This is a genomic window from Xanthomonas prunicola, assembly GCF_025266575.1.
Taxonomy (GTDB): domain Bacteria; phylum Pseudomonadota; class Gammaproteobacteria; order Xanthomonadales; family Xanthomonadaceae; genus Xanthomonas; species Xanthomonas prunicola.
In genome coordinates, this window is sequence record NZ_CP096142.1 from 562469 (window position 1) to 584527 (window position 22059).

18 protein-coding genes and 1 tRNA gene are annotated in these 22059 nt (G+C 63.9%); 10 read left to right on the forward strand and 9 right to left on the reverse strand.

Going from position 1 to position 22059, the window contains the following annotated elements:
- The first annotated feature begins 282 nt into the window (after positions 1-282).
- Positions 283-627, forward strand: coding sequence for a response regulator (locus M0D43_RS02065; RefSeq protein ID WP_252164937.1), 345 nt, complete (start codon positions 283-285; stop codon positions 625-627).
- A 115-nt stretch (positions 628-742) separates the two neighbouring features.
- Here the strand turns inward: M0D43_RS02065 and M0D43_RS02070 are convergent, their stop codons facing one another.
- On the reverse strand, positions 743-3598 hold the full coding sequence (locus M0D43_RS02070) for a hybrid sensor histidine kinase/response regulator (RefSeq protein WP_252163334.1): 2856 nt from the start codon (positions 3596-3598) through the stop codon (positions 743-745).
- A gap of 437 nt (positions 3599-4035) precedes the next feature.
- On the opposite strand from M0D43_RS02070, the gene M0D43_RS02075 reads away from it, so the two are divergent.
- From M0D43_RS02075 to M0D43_RS02085, 3 genes are all read left to right on the forward strand, one after another.
- Positions 4036-4500, forward strand: a complete 465-nt coding sequence (locus M0D43_RS02075; protein ID WP_252163335.1) for a MarR family winged helix-turn-helix transcriptional regulator — start codon at positions 4036-4038, stop codon at positions 4498-4500.
- A gap of 36 nt (positions 4501-4536) precedes the next feature.
- Positions 4537-5727, forward strand: coding sequence for an FAD-dependent monooxygenase (locus tag M0D43_RS02080; RefSeq protein ID WP_252163336.1), 1191 nt, complete (start codon positions 4537-4539; stop codon positions 5725-5727).
- A gap of 258 nt (positions 5728-5985) precedes the next feature.
- Positions 5986-8097, forward strand: coding sequence for a methyl-accepting chemotaxis protein (locus tag M0D43_RS02085; protein ID WP_252163337.1), 2112 nt, complete (start codon positions 5986-5988; stop codon positions 8095-8097).
- A gap of 72 nt (positions 8098-8169) precedes the next feature.
- Here the strand turns inward: M0D43_RS02085 and M0D43_RS02090 are convergent, their stop codons facing one another.
- The 3 genes from M0D43_RS02090 to M0D43_RS02100 form a co-directional block, all read right to left on the reverse strand.
- Entirely contained in the window at positions 8170-8775 is a 606-nt protein-coding gene (locus M0D43_RS02090) for a DUF488 domain-containing protein (protein WP_252164938.1), read from the reverse strand.
- A gap of 357 nt (positions 8776-9132) precedes the next feature.
- A tRNA-Ser gene (locus M0D43_RS02095) sits at positions 9133-9222 on the reverse strand.
- Positions 9223-9576: 354 nt separating this feature from the next.
- Positions 9577-10593 carry a LysR family transcriptional regulator gene (locus M0D43_RS02100; protein WP_252163418.1) on the reverse strand — a complete coding sequence of 339 codons (1017 nt, stop codon included), beginning with the start codon at positions 10591-10593 and terminating at the stop codon, positions 9577-9579.
- Positions 10594-10693: 100 nt separating this feature from the next.
- On the opposite strand from M0D43_RS02100, the gene M0D43_RS02105 reads away from it, so the two are divergent.
- Positions 10694-11266, forward strand: a complete 573-nt coding sequence (locus tag M0D43_RS02105; protein WP_252163419.1) for an FMN-dependent NADH-azoreductase — start codon at positions 10694-10696, stop codon at positions 11264-11266.
- Positions 11267-11594: 328 nt separating this feature from the next.
- Here the strand turns inward: M0D43_RS02105 and serS are convergent, their stop codons facing one another.
- On the reverse strand, positions 11595-12875 hold the full coding sequence (gene serS, locus M0D43_RS02110; RefSeq protein WP_252163420.1) for a serine--tRNA ligase: 1281 nt from the start codon (positions 12873-12875) through the stop codon (positions 11595-11597).
- 111 nt (positions 12876-12986) lie between these two features.
- Here serS and M0D43_RS02115 point away from each other — a divergent pair, with 111 nt between their 5' ends.
- Positions 12987-13652, forward strand: a complete 666-nt coding sequence (locus M0D43_RS02115) for an energy transducer TonB (RefSeq protein WP_252163421.1) — start codon at positions 12987-12989, stop codon at positions 13650-13652.
- A 359-nt stretch (positions 13653-14011) separates the two neighbouring features.
- Entirely contained in the window at positions 14012-14479 is a 468-nt protein-coding gene (locus M0D43_RS02120; RefSeq protein WP_260808234.1) for an energy transducer TonB, read from the forward strand.
- Between the two features lie 329 nt (positions 14480-14808).
- Here the strand turns inward: M0D43_RS02120 and aroA are convergent, their stop codons facing one another.
- From aroA to serC, 3 genes are all read right to left on the reverse strand, one after another.
- The gene (aroA, locus tag M0D43_RS02125; RefSeq protein WP_260807783.1) at positions 14809-16122 is read right to left on the reverse strand and encodes a 3-phosphoshikimate 1-carboxyvinyltransferase; all 1314 of its coding nucleotides are present in this window, start codon (positions 16120-16122) and stop codon (positions 14809-14811) included.
- Positions 16123-16243: 121 nt separating this feature from the next.
- Complete coding sequence (gene pheA, locus M0D43_RS02130; RefSeq protein ID WP_252163423.1) at positions 16244-17452, reverse strand: prephenate dehydratase; 1209 nt, start codon at positions 17450-17452, stop codon at positions 16244-16246.
- A gap of 82 nt (positions 17453-17534) precedes the next feature.
- The gene (gene serC / locus M0D43_RS02135) at positions 17535-18620 is read right to left on the reverse strand and encodes a 3-phosphoserine/phosphohydroxythreonine transaminase (protein WP_252163424.1); all 1086 of its coding nucleotides are present in this window, start codon (positions 18618-18620) and stop codon (positions 17535-17537) included.
- Positions 18621-18794: 174 nt separating this feature from the next.
- Between serC and msrP the strand changes: the two genes are divergently transcribed.
- The gene (gene msrP / locus M0D43_RS02140) at positions 18795-19763 is read left to right on the forward strand and encodes a protein-methionine-sulfoxide reductase catalytic subunit MsrP (RefSeq protein ID WP_252163425.1); all 969 of its coding nucleotides are present in this window, start codon (positions 18795-18797) and stop codon (positions 19761-19763) included.
- Positions 19764-20003: 240 nt separating this feature from the next.
- Entirely contained in the window at positions 20004-20660 is a 657-nt protein-coding gene (msrQ, locus tag M0D43_RS02145) for a protein-methionine-sulfoxide reductase heme-binding subunit MsrQ (protein WP_260807785.1), read from the forward strand.
- Here msrQ and M0D43_RS02150 read toward each other — a convergent pair.
- Positions 20602-21411, reverse strand: a complete 810-nt coding sequence (locus tag M0D43_RS02150; protein ID WP_260807787.1) for an FHA domain-containing protein — start codon at positions 21409-21411, stop codon at positions 20602-20604. The genes msrQ and M0D43_RS02150 overlap by 59 nt on opposite strands.
- A 247-nt stretch (positions 21412-21658) precedes the next feature.
- On the opposite strand from M0D43_RS02150, the gene M0D43_RS02155 reads away from it, so the two are divergent.
- Complete coding sequence (locus tag M0D43_RS02155; protein ID WP_252163428.1) at positions 21659-21934, forward strand: polyhydroxyalkanoic acid system family protein; 276 nt, start codon at positions 21659-21661, stop codon at positions 21932-21934.
- The last annotated feature ends 125 nt before the right edge of the window (positions 21935-22059 follow it).

The window sequence follows — 22059 nt, forward strand, 5'->3', positions numbered from 1 at the left end:
GGGCGTCATAAGTCAGTGCGCGCGACTGAATTGATCAGCTTGCTCTGCTTGACGCTACGCTGCAATCGCATCTGCGACCGTGGTTGCAAGACCGGTCCGATTTACCCGCCCGCATCTGATGGCAGCCACTAGACAAACGCCAAACCGGTTGCACAACGGCGACTTCGCCATCGCACATCTCCCTCACGCAACAGCGCCTAACGTGGCTGCAGAAGCACATCGCAACGCTATTGCGAGTGATCGAGGACCGTAGTGACTTACGCATCACCCAACGCACGCATCCTGCTGGTCGAAGACGACGACGCAATCCGCGAAATGGCTGCAGACATTCTCGGCGAGGAGGGCTACCACGTGGTGGCGTCCGCCGATGCCGAACAAGCGCTGTCGCAACTCAGCAGAGCCTGTCCATTCGATCTGCTGCTGTCAGATATCTGCCTGCCTGGCATGAACGGGCGCGACCTTGCCGACAAGGCACGCCTCATTTGCCCCGCACTGCCCATCGTGTTCATGACCGGCTACGCGGGCGAAATCGCCAAACGCGCCGACTTCCTGGGTACCGGCATGCGTCTTTTGACCAAGCCATTTTCGTTGCGTGATCTGCTCGGCATCGTCCGAAAGGCGCTGTAAGCAGACGCAACCGCTCACGCAAGCCGGTATCTGTAGCGCCAGCTTCCAGGTGGCACGTCTGCCTCACGCGATCGGGCTGCGTGTCGTTACTCGCAGCTAGCACTGCGCGCAACGCTTATGGCGCGCGCCGCTCCAGCAACTGCGCCACCCGCCGCTCCAGCTCGACCGCCTGGAACGGTTTGGTCAACACTTCCATCCCATCGTCCAGTTGTCCCGCGCCCACCGCAGCGCTGGCGGCATAGCCGGTGACAAACAACACCGGAAGTGCCGGCCGCGATTGCCGCCCGGCATCGGCAACCTGGCGCCCGTTGAGGCCGCCGGTCAGGCCGACGTCGGTCACCAGCACATCGATATGCTCATGCGAGCGCAAACGCTCCACCGCCGCGCTGCCCTCGGCAGTGTCGATCACGCGGTAGCCGGCTTCGGTGAGCACCTCGGAGATCAAGACGCGGATCGCGGTGTCGTCTTCCACCAGCAAAACAGTGCAACTCTGCGAAGCGTTACGCTGCAGCGGCCGGTTGGCAGGCGCTACGTCGTCCTGCGCCAGCGCGCCAGTGAAACGCGGTAGGTACAAGGCCATGGTGGTGCCTACGCCTACTTCCGAATCGATGCGCACATGCCCGCCGGATTGGCGGGTGAACCCATAGATCATCGACAAGCCCAACCCGGTGCCCTGGCCGATGGGTTTGGTGGTGAAAAACGGTTCGAACACCTTGGCCATCACCTCGGCGGTCATGCCGGTACCGGTGTCCTGCACGCTGAGGCACACGTAATCGCCAGCCGGCAACTCCAGCTGCTGAGCGGCAGCCGCGTCCAGCGCAAGGTTGTGCAGGCTGATGGTGAGCTCGCCGCCATCGGGCATGGCATCGCGCGCGTTGATACATAGGTTGAGCAGCGCATTTTCCAACTGCGGCGCGTCCACCAATACCTTCCACGCTTCGGCAGCCGGACGTAGCTGCAATGCAATCGACGGCCCCAGCGTACGCGCGATGATGTCGTGCATGCCGCGCACCAGCGCTTCCACATCCAGTGCGGTGGGAGCCAACGTTTGCCGCCGCGAAAATGCCAGCAACCGCTGAGTCAATGCGGTGGCGCGCGCCGCGCTGGATTGCGCCATCTCCACATAGCGTTCCAACCGGTCGTACTTGCCCTGTTCGATGCGCGTCTGCACCAGTTCCAGGCCAACGCTGATGGCGGTAAGCAAATTATTGAAATCGTGCGCCAGCCCGCCGGTCAGCTGCCCCACCGCTTCCATCTTCTGGCTCTGACGCAGTTTTTCTTCGGCCAGCAACAACGCTGCGCTACGCTCGCGCACGCGCTCTTCCAGCGTTTCGGTGAGCTGACGCAACTGTTCTTCGGCGACGCGCTTGTCGGTGATATCGGCAGAGGTACCGAACCACTCGGCGATCTGCTCGCGCTCATCGAGCAGCGGAATGGCGCGCATCAAGGTCCAGCCCACGCGTCCATCTGCGCCGAGCACGCGGTATTCCACATCCACGCCAGACCGATTGGCAGTCGCCTGCGTCAGCGCTTGCGCCAACCGCTCGCGGTCGTCCGGGTGCACCATCGCCTGCCATTCGGGTGTGGTCGAGACCGCTTCGCTCAACACGCCGTCGCCCACCAGTTGGCGCAGCTGGCGCCAATCTGCGCTGGCGGAAAAAATCGATTGCGAGGATGCGCGCACCAACGCATCCAGCCGCCGCTCGCTCTTGCGCAAGGCTTCGCTCGCCAACCGCTCGGCGGTGCGGTCGCGCAACACCTTGACGAAACCGATGGCCTCGCCCGTTTCTTCGCGCAACACCATCAACGAGCCATTGGCCCAGAACCGCTCGCCGGATTTGCGCACGTGCCAGCGCTCATCCATGCCGCTGCCGCATTCCAGCGCCGCCGCTGCTTCGATCAGGATCTGGCGTCGCTCGACGTCTTCCGGAGTGAACGTGCGCTCCAGCGATTGACCGAGCATTTCGGCCTCGCTCCAACCCAGAGTGCGCCGCGCGCCTTCATTCCAGGACGTCACCCGCCCATGCATGTCGGTGGCGATGATGGCGTAATCCATCACGCTGTCCAGGATCTGCCGGTTACGCACCTCGGCCTCGCGCACCGCGCGTTCCAGGCTGATGCGATCGGTGATGTCCAGGCCCTGCACGAAGATGCCGGAGATGGTGCCATCGGCGCCGGCGATCGGCTGATAGACCAGATCCAGCAAGCGCCGCTCGCTGGGCCCGCCCGGCACTGCTTGCACGTTGTACGGCAGCGCATTGGCCGAAAACGCTCGCCCAGACCGATAGACCTCATCCAGGCGGCGCAGATGCCCCTGCTCCACCGCATCGGGCAGCGCGTCGGCCAGTGGCCGCCCGATCACATCGCGATGGCCGATCAGACGCGAGTAGCACGGGTTGGCGAACTCCACCCGATGCTGCGGCCCGCTCAGGAATGCCATGAACATCGGCGCCTGCTCGAACAGGCGGATCAAGCGCTCGTGTTCGTCGGCCAACCGCGCCTGCGCCAGCTTGCGCGCGGTGACCTCGCTGGTGACGCAGAACACGCCGCCCACCCGGCCATCGTCCAGATAGATGGGCGAGAACGAGAACGTCCACCAGGTCTGCTCCGGCACGCCGTAGCGATTCATGCCGATCGGCAGTTCCTCGAAGCGCGAGGCCTGGCCTGCGAACGCTGCCTCGATCGGCTCGCGCACGGCGTCCCACGCATCGGCCCACAATTCACGCAGTGGCGCGCCGAGCGCCTGCGCCTGGCGCGGCCCCAGGATCGGCGCATAGGCATCGTTGTAGAAAAAGGTCAGCGCATCGCCCCACACCACATACATGCTCTCGGGCGAACCCAGCATCAGGTCGACGGCATTGCGCAGCGGCGACGGCCATTGCGTGGTGGGTCCCAGTGGGCTCACCGCCCAGTCGTGGTCGCGCACCGCCTGCGCCATGACGCTGTCACCATGCGGAAACCCCGCATTCATCGGGTGTGTGCCTGCACTGCGCCGAAGCACAGGCAACCGCTCCAGCACGCGCCGTGCACGACCGCAGTGTCGCCTGCTGTGAGCTTATCCATCACCCATCCGTACATCGCGTCCAACCGTTGAAGACCAGGTAGCCAGCTTACGCATCTCTTCTCGGCGAAGCGGAGTGTGCGCGCGCTCGCCCATCATCTGGCCTATGACAGTTGGCGTCCAGTCACCACGGGCGCAGTGACTGAACCAGGCAACTTCCACTGCCGCGTTTGGGCCACTGTGTAGCGTGCGCAAAGGCCAATGCAGTCGTCGGCCTGCACGCATTCGAGCCCGCCGAGCAGCCACGCCGCAAGGCAGTGGCGCTTGGCCAAGGTGCACCTACCGCCATGCGCGCTGCAGGACACGTAAAATCGCTGGAGGGCTTCAGGACAACCACGGTCGTACAGATGCTGGATCAAAATGAACTCATCCATCCGCAAGCTGCGGTCGCGCCAGGTTACCTGGCCAACCACGCAGCGCGGGTCTTCAATCGCCTGGTCGACGCCGAACTACGGCCGCACGGCGTTTCGCTGGCCCTGATTGGCCCGATCATGCTGCTGTCCTGGAAAGGCCCGATGTTGCAGCGCGACCTGGTCATCGCCTCGGCCGTGAAGCAGCCGGCCATGGTGGCGCTGCTCGACAAGCTGGAAGGCCTGAAGCTCATCAAGCGCACACCCACCCCGCAGGATCGCCGCGCCGCGCTGGTGGCGCTCACCGCGCGCGGGCGCGCGATCGCCGACGTCGGCAGCCGTGCCTTGCTGGGCATGAATGCGGTGGCGTTGGAGGGCTTTTCTGAAGATGAAGTGCAGCAGACCGTCGCGCTCATGCATCGGCTGATCGCGAACATGGAGCGTTGCAGTCAGGACGTGTAACATCACCCGTGATATTTCATCTCACGGGTGACAACAATGCCGCGTCGCATCCTGATCACCGGCGCCAGCATTGCCGGCAACACCGCCGCGTGGGCGCTCGCCCATCGCGGCTTCGATGTCACCGTGGTGGAGCGCGCCGCACAGTTTCGCGATGGCGGCCAAAATATCGATATCCGTGGCGTCGGCCGCGAGATCCTGCAGCGTATGGGCCTGGAGCAGGCAGCGCTTGCCCAGGGAACCGGCGAAGAAGGCACCGCCTGGATTGACGCGCACGGCCAGGCCGTTGCCACCTTCAACACCAAGGACATCAATGGTGATGGCCCTACTGCCGAGCTAGAGATTCTGCGCGGCGATCTGGCTCGCCTGCTCTACGACGCCGCACGCAATCAAGTCACCTATCGCTTCGGCGACCGCATCGCCAACATCGAAGACGCTGCCGCCGCCGATGCCGCCGCCGTCAGCTTCGAGAGCGGATGCAGCGAACGCTTCGATGCGGTGATCGTCGCTGAAGGCGTGGGCTCATCGACACGCGAAAAAGTTTTTCCTGGCGAAAACGATCCGCGCTGGATGGACCTGACCATCGCCTATTTCACCATCCCGCGCACTGCCGACGACGACCGGCTGTGGCGCTGGTACCACACCACCGGCGGGCGCAGCATCTCGTTGCGGCCAGACCGGCACGGCACCACGCGCGCCATGCTCTCGCTGCAAAAACCGGCCGAAGGCGAACAGGATTGGAGCATCGATGTCCAAAAGACCTACCTGCGCGAGCGCTTTGCCGACGCCGGCTGGCAAGCGGCGCGCGTGCTGGAGGGCATGCACGCCACCAACGACTTCTACTTCGATGCCTTGCGCCAGGTACGCATGCAGCGCTGGCACAGCGGACGCACCGTGCTCACCGGCGATGCCGCGTGGTGCGCCACGCCACTGGCCGGGATCGGCGCTACCCTGGCGGTGACCGGCGGCTATGTGCTAGCCAACGAAATTGCCCGCGCCGACACGCTGGACGCGGCCTTCGCCGCCTACGATGACGCGATGCGCCCGATGGTCGAGCAGGCCCAAGGCGTGCCAAAGATTGGCCCGCGCCTGATGAACCCACACAGCCGCCTCGGCATCCACCTGTTGCATGGGGCACTCAAACTCGCAAGCCAGCCAAGCGTGCAGAACATCGCAACCAAGTGGATGACGCCCTCGATCAAGGCACCGGATCTCTCGCGCTATCGGTAAGCGCTGCGACAGGTCCTGGTGAGCAACGCGTGGCAGCGCAATGGGTTACCCCGCGACGCGTTAGCCAGTCCCACCAGCACCTGAACCATCACGCGCAATGGCTTCAGTTCCAATGGAAGAGGTCGCTAACGAACACGTCGAGACACCACCGACGCGGCGGCAATTGTGCTGGCGCCTGCGGTGTCGCGTCTGCATTCGTCCCCCTGCAGTTGCTGGGCCTGCCCGCTCTTCCGTTAGTCGGATCCCGATCGAACCCCTATGCATTTCTTCCCAAATTTGCGCATTGGACAGCGCCTGGCCCTTGGCTTCCTCGCCATCATCGTGTTGATGGTGATCCTGACCGTGGTCGGCATCCAACGCGTTCGCAGCATCGACCAGCAGCTCACCGCCATCAACGAAGTCAACAGCGTCAAGCAGCGCTACGCGATTAACTTCCGCGGCAGCGTCCACGACCGCGCCATCGCCCTGCGCGACGTCGTACTGATGGACGACCTCACCAACCGCCACGCTGCCGAACAATTGATCGACAAGCTCGCTGCCGATTACGCGCGCTCCGCGCAACCGCTCGACGACATGCTCGCCAGTTCGACCGATGCCAAGGAGAAACACATCCTCCAGCAGATCAAGGCCATCGAGCAGCGCACCCTGCCGCTGATCACCCAGGTGCGAGGCTTCCGCGATGCCGGTGATAAGCTGCATGCAGAGCAGCACCTGCTGCAGGAAGCACGCCCGGCCTTCATCGCCTGGCTGGCCAGCATCAATGCCTTCATCGACCTACAGGAAACCAAGAACCGCGCTGCCGCCAAGCAAGCCGTCGCAACTGCTGGTGGCTTCGCGACACTGATGGTCGCCTCCACCATCGTTGCCCTGCTGCTGGGCGCCGCCATCGCCTTCCTGCTCACGCGCAGCGTGGTGTTGCCGCTGCGCCAGTCGCTGCGCCTGGCAGAGCGCATCAACGACGGCGACCTGCGCAGCCAGGACGCACCCACCAGTAACGACGAATCCGGACAATTGCTGCGCGCGATGCAGCAGATGCAGCGGCGCCTGCAGGAAGTGATCTCCGCGCAACGCAGCATGGCCGTACGCCACGATGCCGGCGAGATCAGCTACCGCACCGACGCGCAGCGTTTTCCCGGCGAGTACGGCACCATGGTGCGAGATACCAACGCGCTGGTGCACGCCCACGTGCAGACCCAGCTGCGCATGACCCAGGTCATGGGCAGTTACGCGGTTGGCGATCTCACTCAGGACATCGAACAGTATCCCGGTGAAAAAGCTGCCATTACCGCGACCATGCAGCAGGTCAAACGCAACCTGCAGGCCATCAACGCGCAGATCCAGGAACTCACACAGGCCGCATGCGCAGGTAACTTCGCGCTACGCGGCCAGCCGGAAAAGTTCGAGCACGACTTCCGCCTGATGGTGGAAAACCTCAACACCATGATGGCCACCTCCGACACCAACCTGGCCAGGTTCTCCGACCTGCTGCGCTCGATCGCCGACGGCGACCTGACCGTGCGCATGTCCGGCAACTTCCACGGCGTGTTCGCCTCCATGCGCGACGATGCCAACAGCACCGTGCACCGTCTCACCGACATCGTCACCCGCATCCAGACAACCTCCAACAGCATCAGCTTCGCTGCAGAAGACATTGCCAGCGGAAATCAGGAACTGGCGCGCCGTAGCGAACAACAAGCCGCCGACCTGGAAGAGACGGCCGCCTCGATGGAAGAGCTCACCTCCACCGTCAAGCAGAATGCCGAACACGCAAACCGCGCCAACCAGCTCGCACGCGGCGCCGCCACCATCGCCACAGCGGGACGCGACGTCGTCGGCCAGGTGATCGAACAGATGTCCGGCATTGAAGCCTCGTCCAGGCGCATCGCCGACATCATTTCAGTCATTGACGGCATCGCCTTCCAGACAAATATTCTCGCGTTGAATGCCGCGGTCGAGGCCGCACGCGCCGGCGAACAAGGCCGCGGCTTCGCCGTGGTCGCATCGGAAGTGCGCACCCTCTCACACCGCTCCTCGGATGCAGCAAAAGAAATCAAACGGCTCATCGACGACTCCGTACAACGCGTCGCCGACGGCTCCACACTCGTCCACCAGGCCGGCACCACCATGGGCGAGGTCGTGACCAGCGTCCAGCACGTCACCGACATCATGGGCCACATCTCCGCCGCCTCGCAGGAACAAGCCGGCGGCATCGAACAGGTCAACCACACCATCGCGCAGATGGACGAAACGACTCAACACAATGTCCGCCTGGTGGAAGCCGCAACCAACGCCGCAAGTGCGTTGGAACAGCACTCCACGCAACTCACCCGTGCAGTGGAAGTCTTCAAGGTCAACACACCGGTGCTGTAAGTCCGCACGATAACGTTCGACGCGCAAGCAATGGTCGCGGCCATCGTCTCGGCTTCGATCTAACACAAGCGCCTACTCGGCAGAAAACAGACCAACCTGTCGCGGCGGGTAGATCAGATCGCGCCCTGCCGGGCGCGCATCTGCATTTAACTGATGCTGCGCCGCCGCGGTCTCGCCAAGGATGTGCAGCACTTGCCACCCGCGGTGCAGCAACAGATCCGCAATCAAGCGGCGATGGCACTGCCACCATAGCGCCTCGGCACACATCAGGGCCGTACGCCGCTCCCGCGCCATGGCCGTCACCTGCTCCATTCCGGCGGCGAAGTCGGCATTGGTCATGTGGTCGGCATAGCCCTGAAACGCCTCGTTGCGCCATCCGCCATTTGGCGATCCCGACCGCGCCCTGCGACGTCCACCCAGCTCGGGCAGCCATAAATAGCGCACCGACGCCGCGTCCAATGCCTGCGCCATCGTGTCGCTGGCAAACCATGGGTAGCGACGCGAGCCCGGAAAGCGCCGCACATCCACCAGTGCCTCAATCCCGTGGGTGCGCAATAGCGCAATGAACGTCTCCCATTTCCTGGTGGAATGACCGATCGTCCAGAGCATCTCGGCCGCATAGCCAGCGGCCTGCTGCGCAGGCGCCTCGGTGTTGATTAAGGGGAAGCTGTCATGCATCGCAGCAGTAGCTAAACGGAGTGGCAATACAGCACTATCATCGCAAGCGCCCATAGCAAGTGATGGACACGCCACCTATGCCCGCAAGCGGATCGGGCACATCTGCTTTTAAGCGCGCGCGATTCCCGTATCAAGGTGAGCGCTGCTTGCTCCAGATCGTGCTGAAAGCGGCAGCAGCGATGCAAGCGCCAGTCGCTTAACCACCTGCGCTGCACGGTTGACCGGGTTGCCGATCAATCAGCCCGATGACAAATGGATCATCAGAGGGACCATTGCCTTGAGTGTGGGACAGGAAATAGGACAAGAGGCGGGCCTTGGGAGAAAGTCCCGGTGCCTTCAGCAATTTGCAACGAGCTATGGCGGAGAGAGTGGGATTCGAACCCACGGAAGGTTTGACCCTTCGCCGGTTTTCAAGACCGGTGCCTTAAACCGCTCGGCCATCTCTCCGATGCTGTTGCGCGTGACCCCCGAAGGCATCGGGTGTCACGCTGGCGCCCGCATTGCGCGGGTGACGCCTTGTCGTTAGCCGCACGGACATCTTGCGCCGAACGACCACTCCCAGGATCGCTCCCGGGCACGCATTCTCGCATGCCCGGATGCGTTTTGCTTGGTTACGCCGCGCTACTTTTCGCTGGCGCAGCGTGCTGCTGCCGTCACTTGTGGCAGACCACCACCTGTTGCGGGCCGAATGGATGCATCCAAGAACGCATGCAACGCGCCAAACGTTTGCAGCGAGCTGGCTGCAGAGAAGCAAGGCAATGCCGATGATGCATCGCCTGCCTCAACGGCTCCCGGTAGCGCTCAGCCAGCTTCGGCCACAACCAAGCGCGGTGTAGTGCCGGCGGCACGCTTGAGCTTTTCCGCCAGTTCGGCGCAGTTGCCGCCGCAATCCAGACGTGAGCGTTCAATTTCCTGCGGCAGGTGTTCGGCCAGGAAGTCGATGAACACCCGCACCGCAGGCAACAGGCCGCGGCGCGAGGCGAACACGGCGTGGCAGATACCTTGCGGCAGCGACCAATGCGGCAGCACCACTTCCAGCTCGCCGCTGCGCACTGCTTCGGCACACACGGTTTCCGGCAGCATGGTAATGCCGAAGCCGTCGCGCGCCATCGATTGCAGCAGCGGGAAGTCGAAGCCGGCCAGGCGCGGCTGCAGGTCCACGCGGCGCATTTCGCCGTTCGGGCCGTGCAATTCCCAGCGCTGATGCGCTTCGTCTTCGCTGGTGCTCATGGTGGTGTGGTTGGCGAGCTCGCTCGGGTCCTTGGGGCGCCCGGCGCGGTCCAGATATTTGGGGCTGGCGACCAGCAATTCCTGCACCTGGCCGAAGCTGCGCATCACCAGGCTGCCGTCGTCGTCCAGGCGCGAACGCACGCGCAGGGCGATGTCGTAGCCCTCGTTGATGACGTCGACGCGGCGATTGCTGATGTTGAGCTGCAGCCGCACCTTGGGATATTTGGCCAGGAATTCCGGCAATAACTTGGGCAACTGGATCTGCGCGAGAGAGACAGGAACGCTCACACGTACAAGACCGCGCGGCTCGGCGCTGAGACGATCCACCACCTCGCGCGCGGCCTGCGCCTCGGCAAGCATGGTCTGGGCGTGCCGGTGCACGCTGGTGCCGACGTCGGTGACCGCGAAGCGGCGCGTGGAGCGCTGCAACAGGCGCACGCCCAGGTCGGTTTCGAGCTGGCTGATGCGTCGGCTCAGGCGCGATTTGGGAATCCCCAGTGCACGCTCGGCAGCGGCAAAGCCGCCGTGGTCCACCACCATCGCAAAGTAGTACAGGTCATTCAGGTCGTGCATGGCACATGCATCCATGGATAGAACGATAAGTGATATTTAAGCACCTTTATCCCAACAGAGCAACGACCTAGGCTACACACCTCCGCGGCGCTGCCGCTTGCCACAGGTTACTGCCATGAAACTGCTCCACCTCGATTCCAGCGCGCTCGGCGTCAACTCCATCAGCCGCGAGCTCAGCGCCGCCATCGTGGAGCAGCAGCGCCGGCTTCACCCGGAGGCGGAGGTGACCTATCGCGACCTCGACCGCGATCCGATTCCGCACCTGACCTCGCAAACGCTGGCGCAGACCGATCCGGCAGCCGAAGCGGTGATGCAGCAGTTTTTGCAGGCCGATGTCATCGTGATTGGCGCGCCGATGTACAACTTCGCCATTCCGTCCACGCTCAAGGCATGGATCGACCGCATCGCAGTGGCCGGGCGCACCTTCCAATACACCGCCAATGGGCCGGAAGGCCTAGCCGGCGGCAAGCGCATCATCATTGCCAGCGCGCGTGGTGGCATTTATGCCGAGCCGACCAATGACTTTCAGGAGCCGTATCTGCGCCAGGTGTTCGGCTTCCTGGGCATCCACGACATCAGCTTTGTGCGCGCAGAAGGCGTGGCGTATTCGCCGCAGCATCGCGCCGATGCACTGGCATCGGCGCTGGCCGGTCTACACGCGGAAGAAGAGGCTGCCGTTAGCGCGTAAGCATGCGGCGTGATGCATTGCTGCATCGAAAGATCGGCACGGATAGGACATGCCATAAACGACAAACGGGACCATCGCTGGTCCCGTTTGTTTTGCGTCAACATCTAGTCGTGCGGTGGCTCGCGATCAAACCCACTCAAACGATGTACGGCAGATGATGCCAGCTGCGCCTGGCCCTCCCCTCGTAAAGCGGCCACCAACAACTTCGCGATTACTTGTTTGATGGGCATGTCCTGTGCAGAGCATCCGAGCGTCCGAATGGCACAAGACGCACGGAACGCCGTCCGCACCCGCCCGGCGGGGAGCGCAGGCGTTGCGTTCGTCGCGCTCAGCCGATCCGCTCGATGCCACCCATGTACGGACGCAGCACCTGCGGCACATCGATCGATCCATCGGCGTTCTGGTAGTTCTCCATCACTGCAATCATCGCGCGGCCCACGGCAGTGCCGGAGCCGTTGAGTGTGTGCAGCAACTCCGGCTTGCCGCTGACCGGGTTGCGCCAGCGCGCCTGCATGCGCCGCGCCTGGAAATCGCCGCAATTGGAGCAGGACGAAATTTCGCGGTAGGTGTTCTGCGACGGCAGCCAGACCTCCAGATCGTAGGTCTTGATCGCGGAAAAACCCATGTCGCCGGTACACAGCAACACCTTGCGATACGGCAGGCCGAGTTGTTCCAGCACCACTTCGGCGCAACGCGTCATGCGCTGATGTTCGGCATCGCTGTCTTCCGGCGCGCAAGCGGTGACCAACTCCACTTTCTCGAATTGATGCTGGCGGATCATGCCGCGCGTATCGCGGCCGCCGCTGCCGGCTTCGGCGCGGAAACACATCGAATGTGCGGTCATGCGCAGCGGCAGACGTTCGGCATCGACGATCTCGTCGCGCACGATGTTGGTCAGCGGCACTTCGGAGGTGGGGATCAGGTAACGCCGCGATTCGCCCACTTCGGTCTGGAACAAATCGTCTTCGAATTTCGGCAGCTGACCGGTGCCACGCATCGAGTCGGCATTGACCAGCAGCGGCACATTGGTTTCTTCGTAGCCATGCGCGCCCACATGCAGGTCCAGCATGAACTGCGCCAGCGCACGATGCAGACGCGCGACCGGGCCGCGCAGCACGGTAAAACGCGCGCCCGACAATTTGGCTGCCGTTTCGCCATCCAGCCAGCCGTGCGGGGCGCCGAGTTCCACATGGTCCTTGACCTGGAAATCGAACTGGCGCGGCGTGCCCCAACGCGATTGCTCGACATTTTCGCCCTCATCGTTACCAAGCGGCACATCGTCGGCCGGCAGATTGGGCAGGCCCAGCGCGATGACCTCGAGCTTGGTGCGAATCGCCTCCAGGGCGTCTTCGGATGCCTTGAGCTCATCGCCGAACCCAGCCACTTCGGCCATCAGCGCGGCGACATCTTCGCCCTTGGCCTTGGCCTGCCCAATCGCCTTGGATTTGGAATTGCGCTGGCTCTGCAGTTCCTGCGTGCGCACCTGGATGCGCTTGCGCTCGCTCTCCAGCGACTCCAGTTCCGCGGTGTCCAGGGAGAAGCTGCGCGTGCTGCGCAGGCGCTCGGCAAGGTCGGCGGGGTGTTGGCGAAGCAGGGCCGGATCTAGCATCGGAATATGTGCGTCAGTGGGATAGCGCGAGATTATCGCCTGTTCCGCCACCTGCTGCGATCGATTCACTGCGGCTATGCCAGAATTACGCCGATTCTTCAGGTGAGCCCTATGCCCACGCCCCGCCCTGCGTCCGATCGCCATCTCGTTCTGCGTCTGCCCCGCCACACGCTGAAAATTGCCGGCATCGCCTTCGCTGCCGGCCTGCTGTTGTTCCTGCTGGTCTGGGCGACCGGCCGCAAGGACGACTTCTACAAGGCCTCGCCAGCGCAGCCGACCGCAGGCGCGCAGCCCGACGACACCATTGCGCCGCTGCCGGCACCGTTGCCGGCCCAGGACGGTGCCAGCGACATGGCGCAGGCCAAACCGCCGGCCGAAACCCCGACGCTGGTGGATACCGCGCCCCCCGCCCCGCCCGCGCCGACGCCGCTGCCGGAAGATGCAGCGCCCGGTGCTCCTGCTGGAAGCGCGGCACCGTCGAAAGCGCCGGTCGCCGGCGGCGATCGTCCGGTACCGATCCAGGGCCAGATGCCGCCGCCCCGCTACCCGTCGGCCGCATTGCGTCGCGGCGATGCCGGCGATGTGGTGGTGCGGGTGGACGTGGATGCTGCCGGCAATCCCGGCGGCGTGACCCTGGTGCAGCGCAGCGGCTCGCGCGATCTGGACCGCGCGGCCATGGAAGCAGTGCGGCATTGGCGCTTTCATCCTGCGCAACGCAATGGACAGCCGGTGGCCGGCAGCACGGACATCCCCTTCGAGTTCAAGCCTGCACAGTAAGCGCGGCCAACCCCTCTGGCGCCTTCGCCCGCGCTACTGCGCGGGTGCCGGAGTCAGGTGGTACAGGCCTCAGCTAACGCTGCGTCGCCACAAAGACCATGCGAATTTAACCGTGCCGCAATGTCAGCTTGACTAAGCTGAACATCCAAGAAGCTCCAGCGCTTCATTCGCCCGCCGCCTTAGCTCTCCCTCAGGTACCGCAGACCAGACTGGCCCCGTCATCCCGCAGATGCGCCAGGAGGCCGGCCATGTCCTTCATTTCGAATCCGTCATCCGCCCATCCGTCGTCGCTGCCTCAACAGGGCAAGCGCACTGTGGAGCGGCAGCAGAATGAGCACAGCGACGGCGCGTCGCCCTGGATGTGGGCGACGCTGATTGCGCTGTTGATCGTGGTCCCGAGTGGGTGGTGGGCACGCCATAGCGACGAATCCTTCGCCAAGGACACCCAGCCACTGCCGGCGGCGAGCCGCCAGATCCTGCCGACCACCGATGCCCCGCGCGCGATGACGATGGTGGCGCACCAGCCTGCGCGTCCGGCGATCAGCAGCGTGGAGGCCAAACCACTGCCGGGCAACGCAATGCCGAGCTACCCGGCAGACGTGGCGCGTGCGGACATCCAGGGTAGCCGCACCGCGCGTTTGCAGCTGGATGTACAGGGCCGGGTGAGCGATGTGACCATCGTCGACCGCAGCGGCAGCGCTGATCCCCGTCTGGATGCAGCCGTGGTGGAGAGCCTGCGTCAATGGCGCTTCGAGCCGGCAACGCGCGATGGCCACGCCGTGGTGAGCAGCGTGCAAGTGCCGGTGGAGTTCACGGCGCAGCACTGAGGGCTGCTTCAGCGCTGAAGTTTCTGAAATCAGCGCAAAGGCGCCCCGCGGCGCTTGGCCTAAGGCGCGCTGAAACAGACCCTATTTGACCGCGTAGCTGATTGGCACGCTGCGTCAGGCAAGTCTTCTGCGAGCTTTCGTCCGACTCATGAAGCTGCTCCGGAGAAGACCGTCGCTGATATGTGATGCCGGAGAGCTGCACACTTTCCGCGGAGTGGAGGCTAAAGCATGTTGCGGTATCTGCGTCGCGGACGGCAGCCGCCGTTCGCGGCAGCCGCCCGGTTCGCCTGAAGCGCACGCCGCTGATCGGCGAAAGCGCGTTACATCTGCTAAGCCGTTTCCAGCCCAAATCCCGCGCCCTGCGCCAGGGTGTCGAAGCCGGGGAACGACGTCGCCACGTTCGCCACATCATTCACCTGCACGCTGCCGGTAGACAGCTGGCCGGCGATAGCGAACGCCATCGCAATGCGATGGTCGCCATGACTTTCGATCACGCCGCTACCGATGCTGCCGCCGTGGATGGTGGCACCATCCGGCGTTTCGTCGACCCGCACGCCGAGCGTACGCAGGCCTGTGGCCATGGCCGCCAAACGATCGGATTCTTTGACCCGCAATTCGGCAGCGCCGGTCACCACGGTCTGTCCACTCGCCGCAGCCGCAGCCACGAACAAGGCCGGGAACTCGTCGATCATGTCGGGCACCAGCGCTTCGGGAATCTGCGCGCCGCGCAATGGCGCGTAACGCACACGTAGATCGGCGACCGGCTCACCGCCATGTTCGGCATGATTCTCTTCGCTGATATCTGCACCCATCAGGCGCAATGCGGCCAGCAGCCCGGTGCGACGGGGATTCAAGCCGACCGCGCGTAGCACCACTTCCGAGCCGGGGACACTACTGGCTGCAACGATGAAGAACGCTGCCGACGAAAAATCCGCAGGTACCGCGATATCGGTCGCGCGCAGACGCTGCCCGCCGCGCAAACGTGCTTTACCGGGCGAAAAATCGATGTCCACGCCGAACGCCGACAGCATGCGCTCAGTGTAGTCGCGGGTGGAATGCGGCTCGGTCACCGACGTCTCACCTTGCGCATAAAGACCCGCAAGCAGCACCGCAGACTTGACCTGCGCACTGGCAACCGGCGACACGAAATCGATGCCATGCAGCGCTTGCCCACCGTGTACGCGCAATGGCGGAGTGCCGTCGTCCTGCGTGTCGATCCGCGCGCCCATCTGCGCCAGCGGGCCGGTCACGCGCCGCATTGGCCGCTTGGACAACGACTCGTCACCTACCAGCACACTGTCGAAGCGCTGCGCGGCCAGCAAGCCGGCCAACAGGCGCATGCCGGTGCCGGCATTACCGCAATCCAGCGCCTCGGTCGGTGCCTGCAGGCCATCCACACCCACACCGTGTACGATGCGCTGCGACGCCGACGGCGTCTCGATGCGGACGCCTAGCTTGGCGAAAATGTCGGCGGTAGAGCGTGTGTCTTCGCCTTCGAGAAAGCCGTCGATCTGCGAAACACCATCAGCGAGCGCGGCGAACATCACCGCGCGATGCGAGACCGATTTATCTCCAGGAATGGCCAGACTGCCCTGCAATACGGTGCCGCGACGGGCAATCCAATGATGCGTGCTGCTGCTCATGCGTGTGATCCGATGGCTGCGACATCGCCAACGCTGACGATGCGCTTTGAAGAAAGTTGCGGCGCTTCCACCGCAAAGATAGCGGCGCGCCAGCGGTGACTGTCGTATCGCGCTTCGATGCTCAGGGAATGGCCACCGGATACGACCCCAGCACCTTGATCTGTGCCGAGTGCGCTTTCAGTTCGGCCAGTGCCTGCTTCATCGCCTCGTCTTCCACGTGGCCGGCCAAGTCGATGAAGAAACCGTATTCCCACTTGGCCTGATGCGAGGGACGCGACTCGATGCGGTTCATGCTGATGCCATGCCGCGCGAACGGGCTGAGCACGTCGAACAACGCGCCCGGCTTGTCGTGGATGAACACCAGCACCGAGGTGCGGTCATGCCCGGAGGTGGGAAAGATCTGCCGGCCGATCACCAGGAAACGCGTAGTGTTGTCGTCGTCGTCTTCGATCGACTTCATGATGACTTTCTTCAGGCCATACACGTGCGCTGCGCTCTCGCCGCCGATCGCTGCAGCATCTTCGGCATTGCGCGCGCGCCGCGCGCCCTCGGCATTGCTGGAGACAGCGATCTTCTCCACCTTGGGCAGGTGCGAACGCAGCCAACCGGCGGTCTGTGCGAACGATTGCGCATGCGCATAGATGCGCTCGATGTCCTCCAGCCGGCCGTTACGCGAGAGCAGGTACTGATGTACGCGCAGCTCGACTTCGCCGCAGATTTTGAGATTGGAGGTCAGGAACATATCCAGGGTGACCTGGATGGTGCCATGCCCGGAATTTTCCACCGGCACCACACCGAAATCGGCGTTGCCGGCTTCCACTTCCTGGAATACTTCTTCGATGGTGGCCATCGGCAGTCCCACCGCCGAGCGGCCGAAATGCTTGAGCACCGCCTGCTGGCTGAAGGTGCCTTCCGGGCCGAGGTAGCCGATCTTCAGCGGCTCCTGCTGTGCAAGGCACGCCGACATGATTTCGCGGTAAACGTGCACCAGCACTTCGTCGCTGAGTGGGCCTTCGTTGCGGTCCACTACCATGCGCAGCACTTGCGCCTCGCGCTCAGGGCGGTAGTAATCCACCGCCGCCGCGAGCTTGCCCTTGGCCTTGCCGACCTGATGCGCAAAGTTGGCGCGCTCGGCGATCAGCGCCTGGATATTGCGGTCGATCTCGTCGATCTTGGCGCGCACATCGGCCAGCACCGGCGCGGCGGTCTTGATCGCAGATTTGTCAGCCGGCGTGTTTGCATCCTTAGTGACTGACGCGCCCGCGGATGTCTTCGCCGGCTTGTTTTTGCCGCCAGTGGCGGCCGTGGGCTTGTTGGACTTTGGAGCCATCGCTGGGCATTCCTAAAATGACGGCGCATGTCCGCTGGCAGCGCATGCGCCTACGCGGCAGACGCCGCAGGTAAATGAAGACTCAGCCGTGACGCTGCTGGAAGTCGCGCATAAAAGTAGCCAGCGCTTGCGCGCCCGCGACCGGCATCGCGTTGTACAGCGACGCACGGATGCCGCCGACTGCCTTGTGACCCTTCAACGCGAGCAACCCGGCCGCCTTGGATTCGCTGACGAACAACGTATCCAGTCGCTCGTCCGGGAGAAAGAACGGGATGTTCATGCGCGAACGCACTGCCGGATTGATCAGATTGCGATAGAAGCCGCCGGATCCGTCGATGGCCCCATACACCAGCACGGCCTTTTCGGCATTGCGGCGCGCAAACTCCTGCACACCGCCCTGCTGCAGCATCCACTTCACAGTGAGCCCGAGCAGATACCAGTTCCAGGTCGGCGGCGTGTTGAGCATCGAATCGCGCGCGACATGCGAGGCGTAATTGAAGATGTCCGCACGCGGCTGCCCGGCGCGCTCGAGCAGATCGCGCCGCACGATCACCACCGAAATGCCGACCGGGCCGAGGTTCTTCTGTGCGCCCGCATAGATCAGGCCGTAGCGCGAAATATCCAGCGGCTCGGAGGCGATCGACGAACTGAAGTCGGCGAACAGCGGCAGCGTGCCCACGTCCGGCGTGTCGCGAAATTCGACGCCATGGATGGTTTCGTTGGCGGTGATGTGGACGTAGGCCGAGTGGGGCGACAAGGTCCAGCTGGCCGCCGGCGGGATGTCGATGAAGCCATCGGCCTGCGCGTCGGCGGCGATGCGCGCATCCACATAGGTGGCCGCCTGTTTGATCGCGGTCTTGCCCCAATGCCCGGTGATCACGTAGTCGGCCGCCTGGCCGGGCGCCGCGAAGTTGAGCGGCAGCAGCGCCTGGATGGTGGTGGCGCCACCGGCGGTGAACATCACTGCATAGTCGTCGGGAATCGACAACAAGCTGCGCAGATCGGCTTCGGCAGCGGCCGCCACCGCCATGAACTCCGCGCTGCGGTGGCTGATTTCCACGATCGAGGCGCCAACGCCGTTCCACTCGACCATCTCCGCCTGCGCCTGCCGCAGGACCGATTCCGGCAATGTCGCAGGGCCGGCACTGAAATTGAACGCGCGTGTCATGGCACACCTTGTCGAGCTAGCCTTCTAGTATGCCGCAGCGCATCGGGCTTGGCAGCGGGCAAAAAAGTTGCAGCTGCATCCTTTTGACTGAGCCTGACGTAACGTAGGCATGCATCAAAGCGAACTTTGTCCCGGTTCGTTACTCTCACGCTGCAGCCACTGCCGGAGCCTGCCATGTCGTTTCGCGATGCTTTCAAATTGCCGTCCAGCGAGATCACCGATGAGGCCGTCTATCGCGACCGTCGCCGGCTGCTGCAGTTCTTTGCGTTGACCCCGGCGCTGGGGGTGACCGGATGTGCCGAGGCCGATCCGCCGCCTCCGCCCAAGACCGTGGTGACGCCGGCGCAGGCGCGCAGCGGGTTTCGCACAGCCGAGGAACTGACACGGCTGGAAGACGTCACCAGCTACAACAATTTTTACGAGTTCGGTACCGACAAGACCGATCCGTCCAAAGCGGCCAAGACCTTGAAGCTCTCGCCGTGGACGGTGAAGGTCAGCGGCGAGTGCGAGAAGCCGGGCAGCCTGTCGCTGGACGAATTGCTCAAGGGCATCACGCCGGAGGAACGCATTTACCGGCTGCGCTGCGTGGAAGGCTGGTCGATGGTGATCCCGTGGACGGGCGTGCCGTTGGGCGAGGCGCTCAAGCGCTTCGCGCCGACCTCCAAGGCCAAGTACGTGGCATTCACCACGCTGGCCGATCCGCAACAGATGCCGGGCGTGCGCTACCGCTCGATCAACTGGCCGTATCGGGAAGGCCTGCGTATCGATGAGGCGATGCACCCGCTGACCCTGTTGGCCACCGGCCTGTACGGTAAGCCGCTGCCACAGCAGAACGGTGCGCCGTTGCGGCTGGTGGTGCCGTGGAAATATGGCTTCAAGAGCATCAAGTCGATTGTGGAAATCCGCTTCGTCGAAAACATGCCCGAGACCGCGTGGCACGATCTGCAACCTTCGGAATACGGCTTTTTCTCCAACGTCAATCCGGCGGTGGACCACCCGCGCTGGAGCCAAAAGACCGAGCGCCGCATTGCCGGTACCGCCAGCAAGCTCTTCGCCGAGCGCATCGCGACGAAACCCTTTAACGGGTATGCCGATCAGGTCGCTTCGTTGTATGCGGGCATGGATCTGAAGAAGTGGTTCTAGAGTGATCGCTCAAGTCACCTGAGACCGGCTCACTGTCCAAGCGCGATCCCACGATGCATCCCTCGTACGGTAGTCCGGCGTCTTGGGGCGAGTGAGTGGCGGAGCACGACCGGGCAGGACAAGAGGTTGTCCGCAACGTATCGCCGCGCAATGCCGCACACTTATTCGCACTGCGGCTGACGTGCATGACACGCAGCTGCGGACCGTCTCCTCCGCAAACCGCTTCATGAATGAGATCGCATGGCCAAGACCTCCACGTCCGTGATCGCTGCCAAGGCGCTGGTACATATCGCCGCGCTGGCGCCGATCGCCCTGCTCGGCTGGCAATTCTGGCAGGTATGGCAGAGCGGTAGCGACGCATTGGGCGCCGACCCGGTAGCGGAAATCGAGCACCGCACCGGGCTGTGGGCGCTGCGCTTCCTGCTGATCACGTTGGCAATCACCCCATTGCGCCAACTCACCGGGCAAGCGGTATTGATCCGCTTCCGCCGCATGCTGGGCCTGTACGCGTTCTTCTACGCCACCGTGCACCTGGCGGCTTATCTCACACTGGACCTGCGCGGCTTCTGGACGCAGATTTTCGAAGAGATCCTTAAACGCCCCTACATCACGGTGGGATTTGCCGCGTGGCTGCTGCTGATGCCGCTGGCGATCACCTCTACCCAGGGCTGGATGCGTCGGCTCAAGCGCAACTGGGGCCGCCTGCACATGCTGATCTACCCGATCGGGCTGCTTGCAGTGCTGCATTTCTGGTGGCTCGTGAAGTCCGATATCCGCGAGCCGGCGCTGTATGCCGGCATTCTTGCGGTGTTGCTGGGCTGGCGTGTCTGGAAAAAACTCAGCGCGCGCCGAACCACAGCAAGGCGCTCAACGCTGCCGCCAACAACACCGCGCTGAGCAGCAGCCAGGGCCAACGGGCCACCTTCACTGGCGCGCGCGGCGGCTCTGCAACGGCACGCGGCTGCGGCAGCGGTTCGGTGTCGGGCAGGTCCCAGGTGGTGCTGTGATGGGTACGCGGCACTTCCACCACAAACCGGTGGCGCGCGTCGAAAACGACCTGATCGCCGGCCTGCAGCCAGCCATCGCGCACCTGTACGCCATTGATCCAGCTGCCTTCTTCCGACCCCAGATCGCGGATCAGGACGCGGTCGCCATGGCGCTCCAACCGCGCGTGCTGTGCAGCGAACGCAGGGTCGTCGATGACGATGTCGGCGGCGGCGGCGCTGCCGACAAGACGCGAGCGATCCAGGGTGAAACTCCGCCCGTGATGACGACCGCCCACCCCACGCAGCAACAGGCAGACCTCGCTCAAGCCGGCCGTGTCTTCCTCACTATCGTTGGACGGCGCAGTTGAGGGCGCACTGCGTAGCAGCATCTCCACGCCATCGGCATAGATCGCATCGCCTGGGCGTAGCAGCGCCATGCGACGAACCGGACGCCCATTGACGTGGATGCCGCGGATGCCGTTGGCCACCTGCAGCCACAGACCGCGCTGGTCCAGGCAGAACTGCGCCAACAACAACGCTCCCTGCGCATCGCTGACCACCCGCACGCTGCCGGAGGCATGGCGGACGATCCGGTGGACGCCGGGCTTGAGGGGATGATCCGGCTGCTGCCGGTGGGTGAAATGAACTTGCAGGTCGCGCACCGGCCGCAGCCTAGCAGGTTTGCTCCCGCGCGCGGCCATCTGGCGTGATCGGAGCTTGCCGGGGTGCAGTCAGGCGCGCATCGGGAACGCGATGCAGCCTGGTGGAGCGTGCGCAGTGACGGCGCACGGCGCGCGTTGCAGACCCGCCTTCCTGACATGGCCAGCAATGTCGCGCACGGTCGCACTTGGAGCCGGGGCCGCGCATGCGCACAATGCGCCCTCACTTTTCGCATGACCCATCGCACCCATGTCCAGCATCGATATCCGCCACGACCATTCCTTGACGCCGGCCCGGGCCCGCGCGGCCATCGACGAGGCGGCGCGCAAGCTGACCGATCGCTACGGCATCGCCTCCCATTGGGAAGGCGATACCTTGCGCATCGCACGTGCCGGCGTGGATGGGGCGATCGCACTGCTGCCGCAGCAAGTGCACGTCACCGCCGAGCTGGGCTTCTTGCTGTCGGCCATGCAGCCGATGGTGGAATCGGAAATCCGCCGCTTGCTGGCCGAGAAACTGGCCTGAACGCACGCGTGGCGCGGCGCTGCTTCAGCGCCAAGTCACCTGCCCTGGCGCTTGCGGGTAGATGCTGGCAACCCACCTGATCGGACAACGCTTCACCTGCCCGATGCAGGGCCGGTACTAGGGTG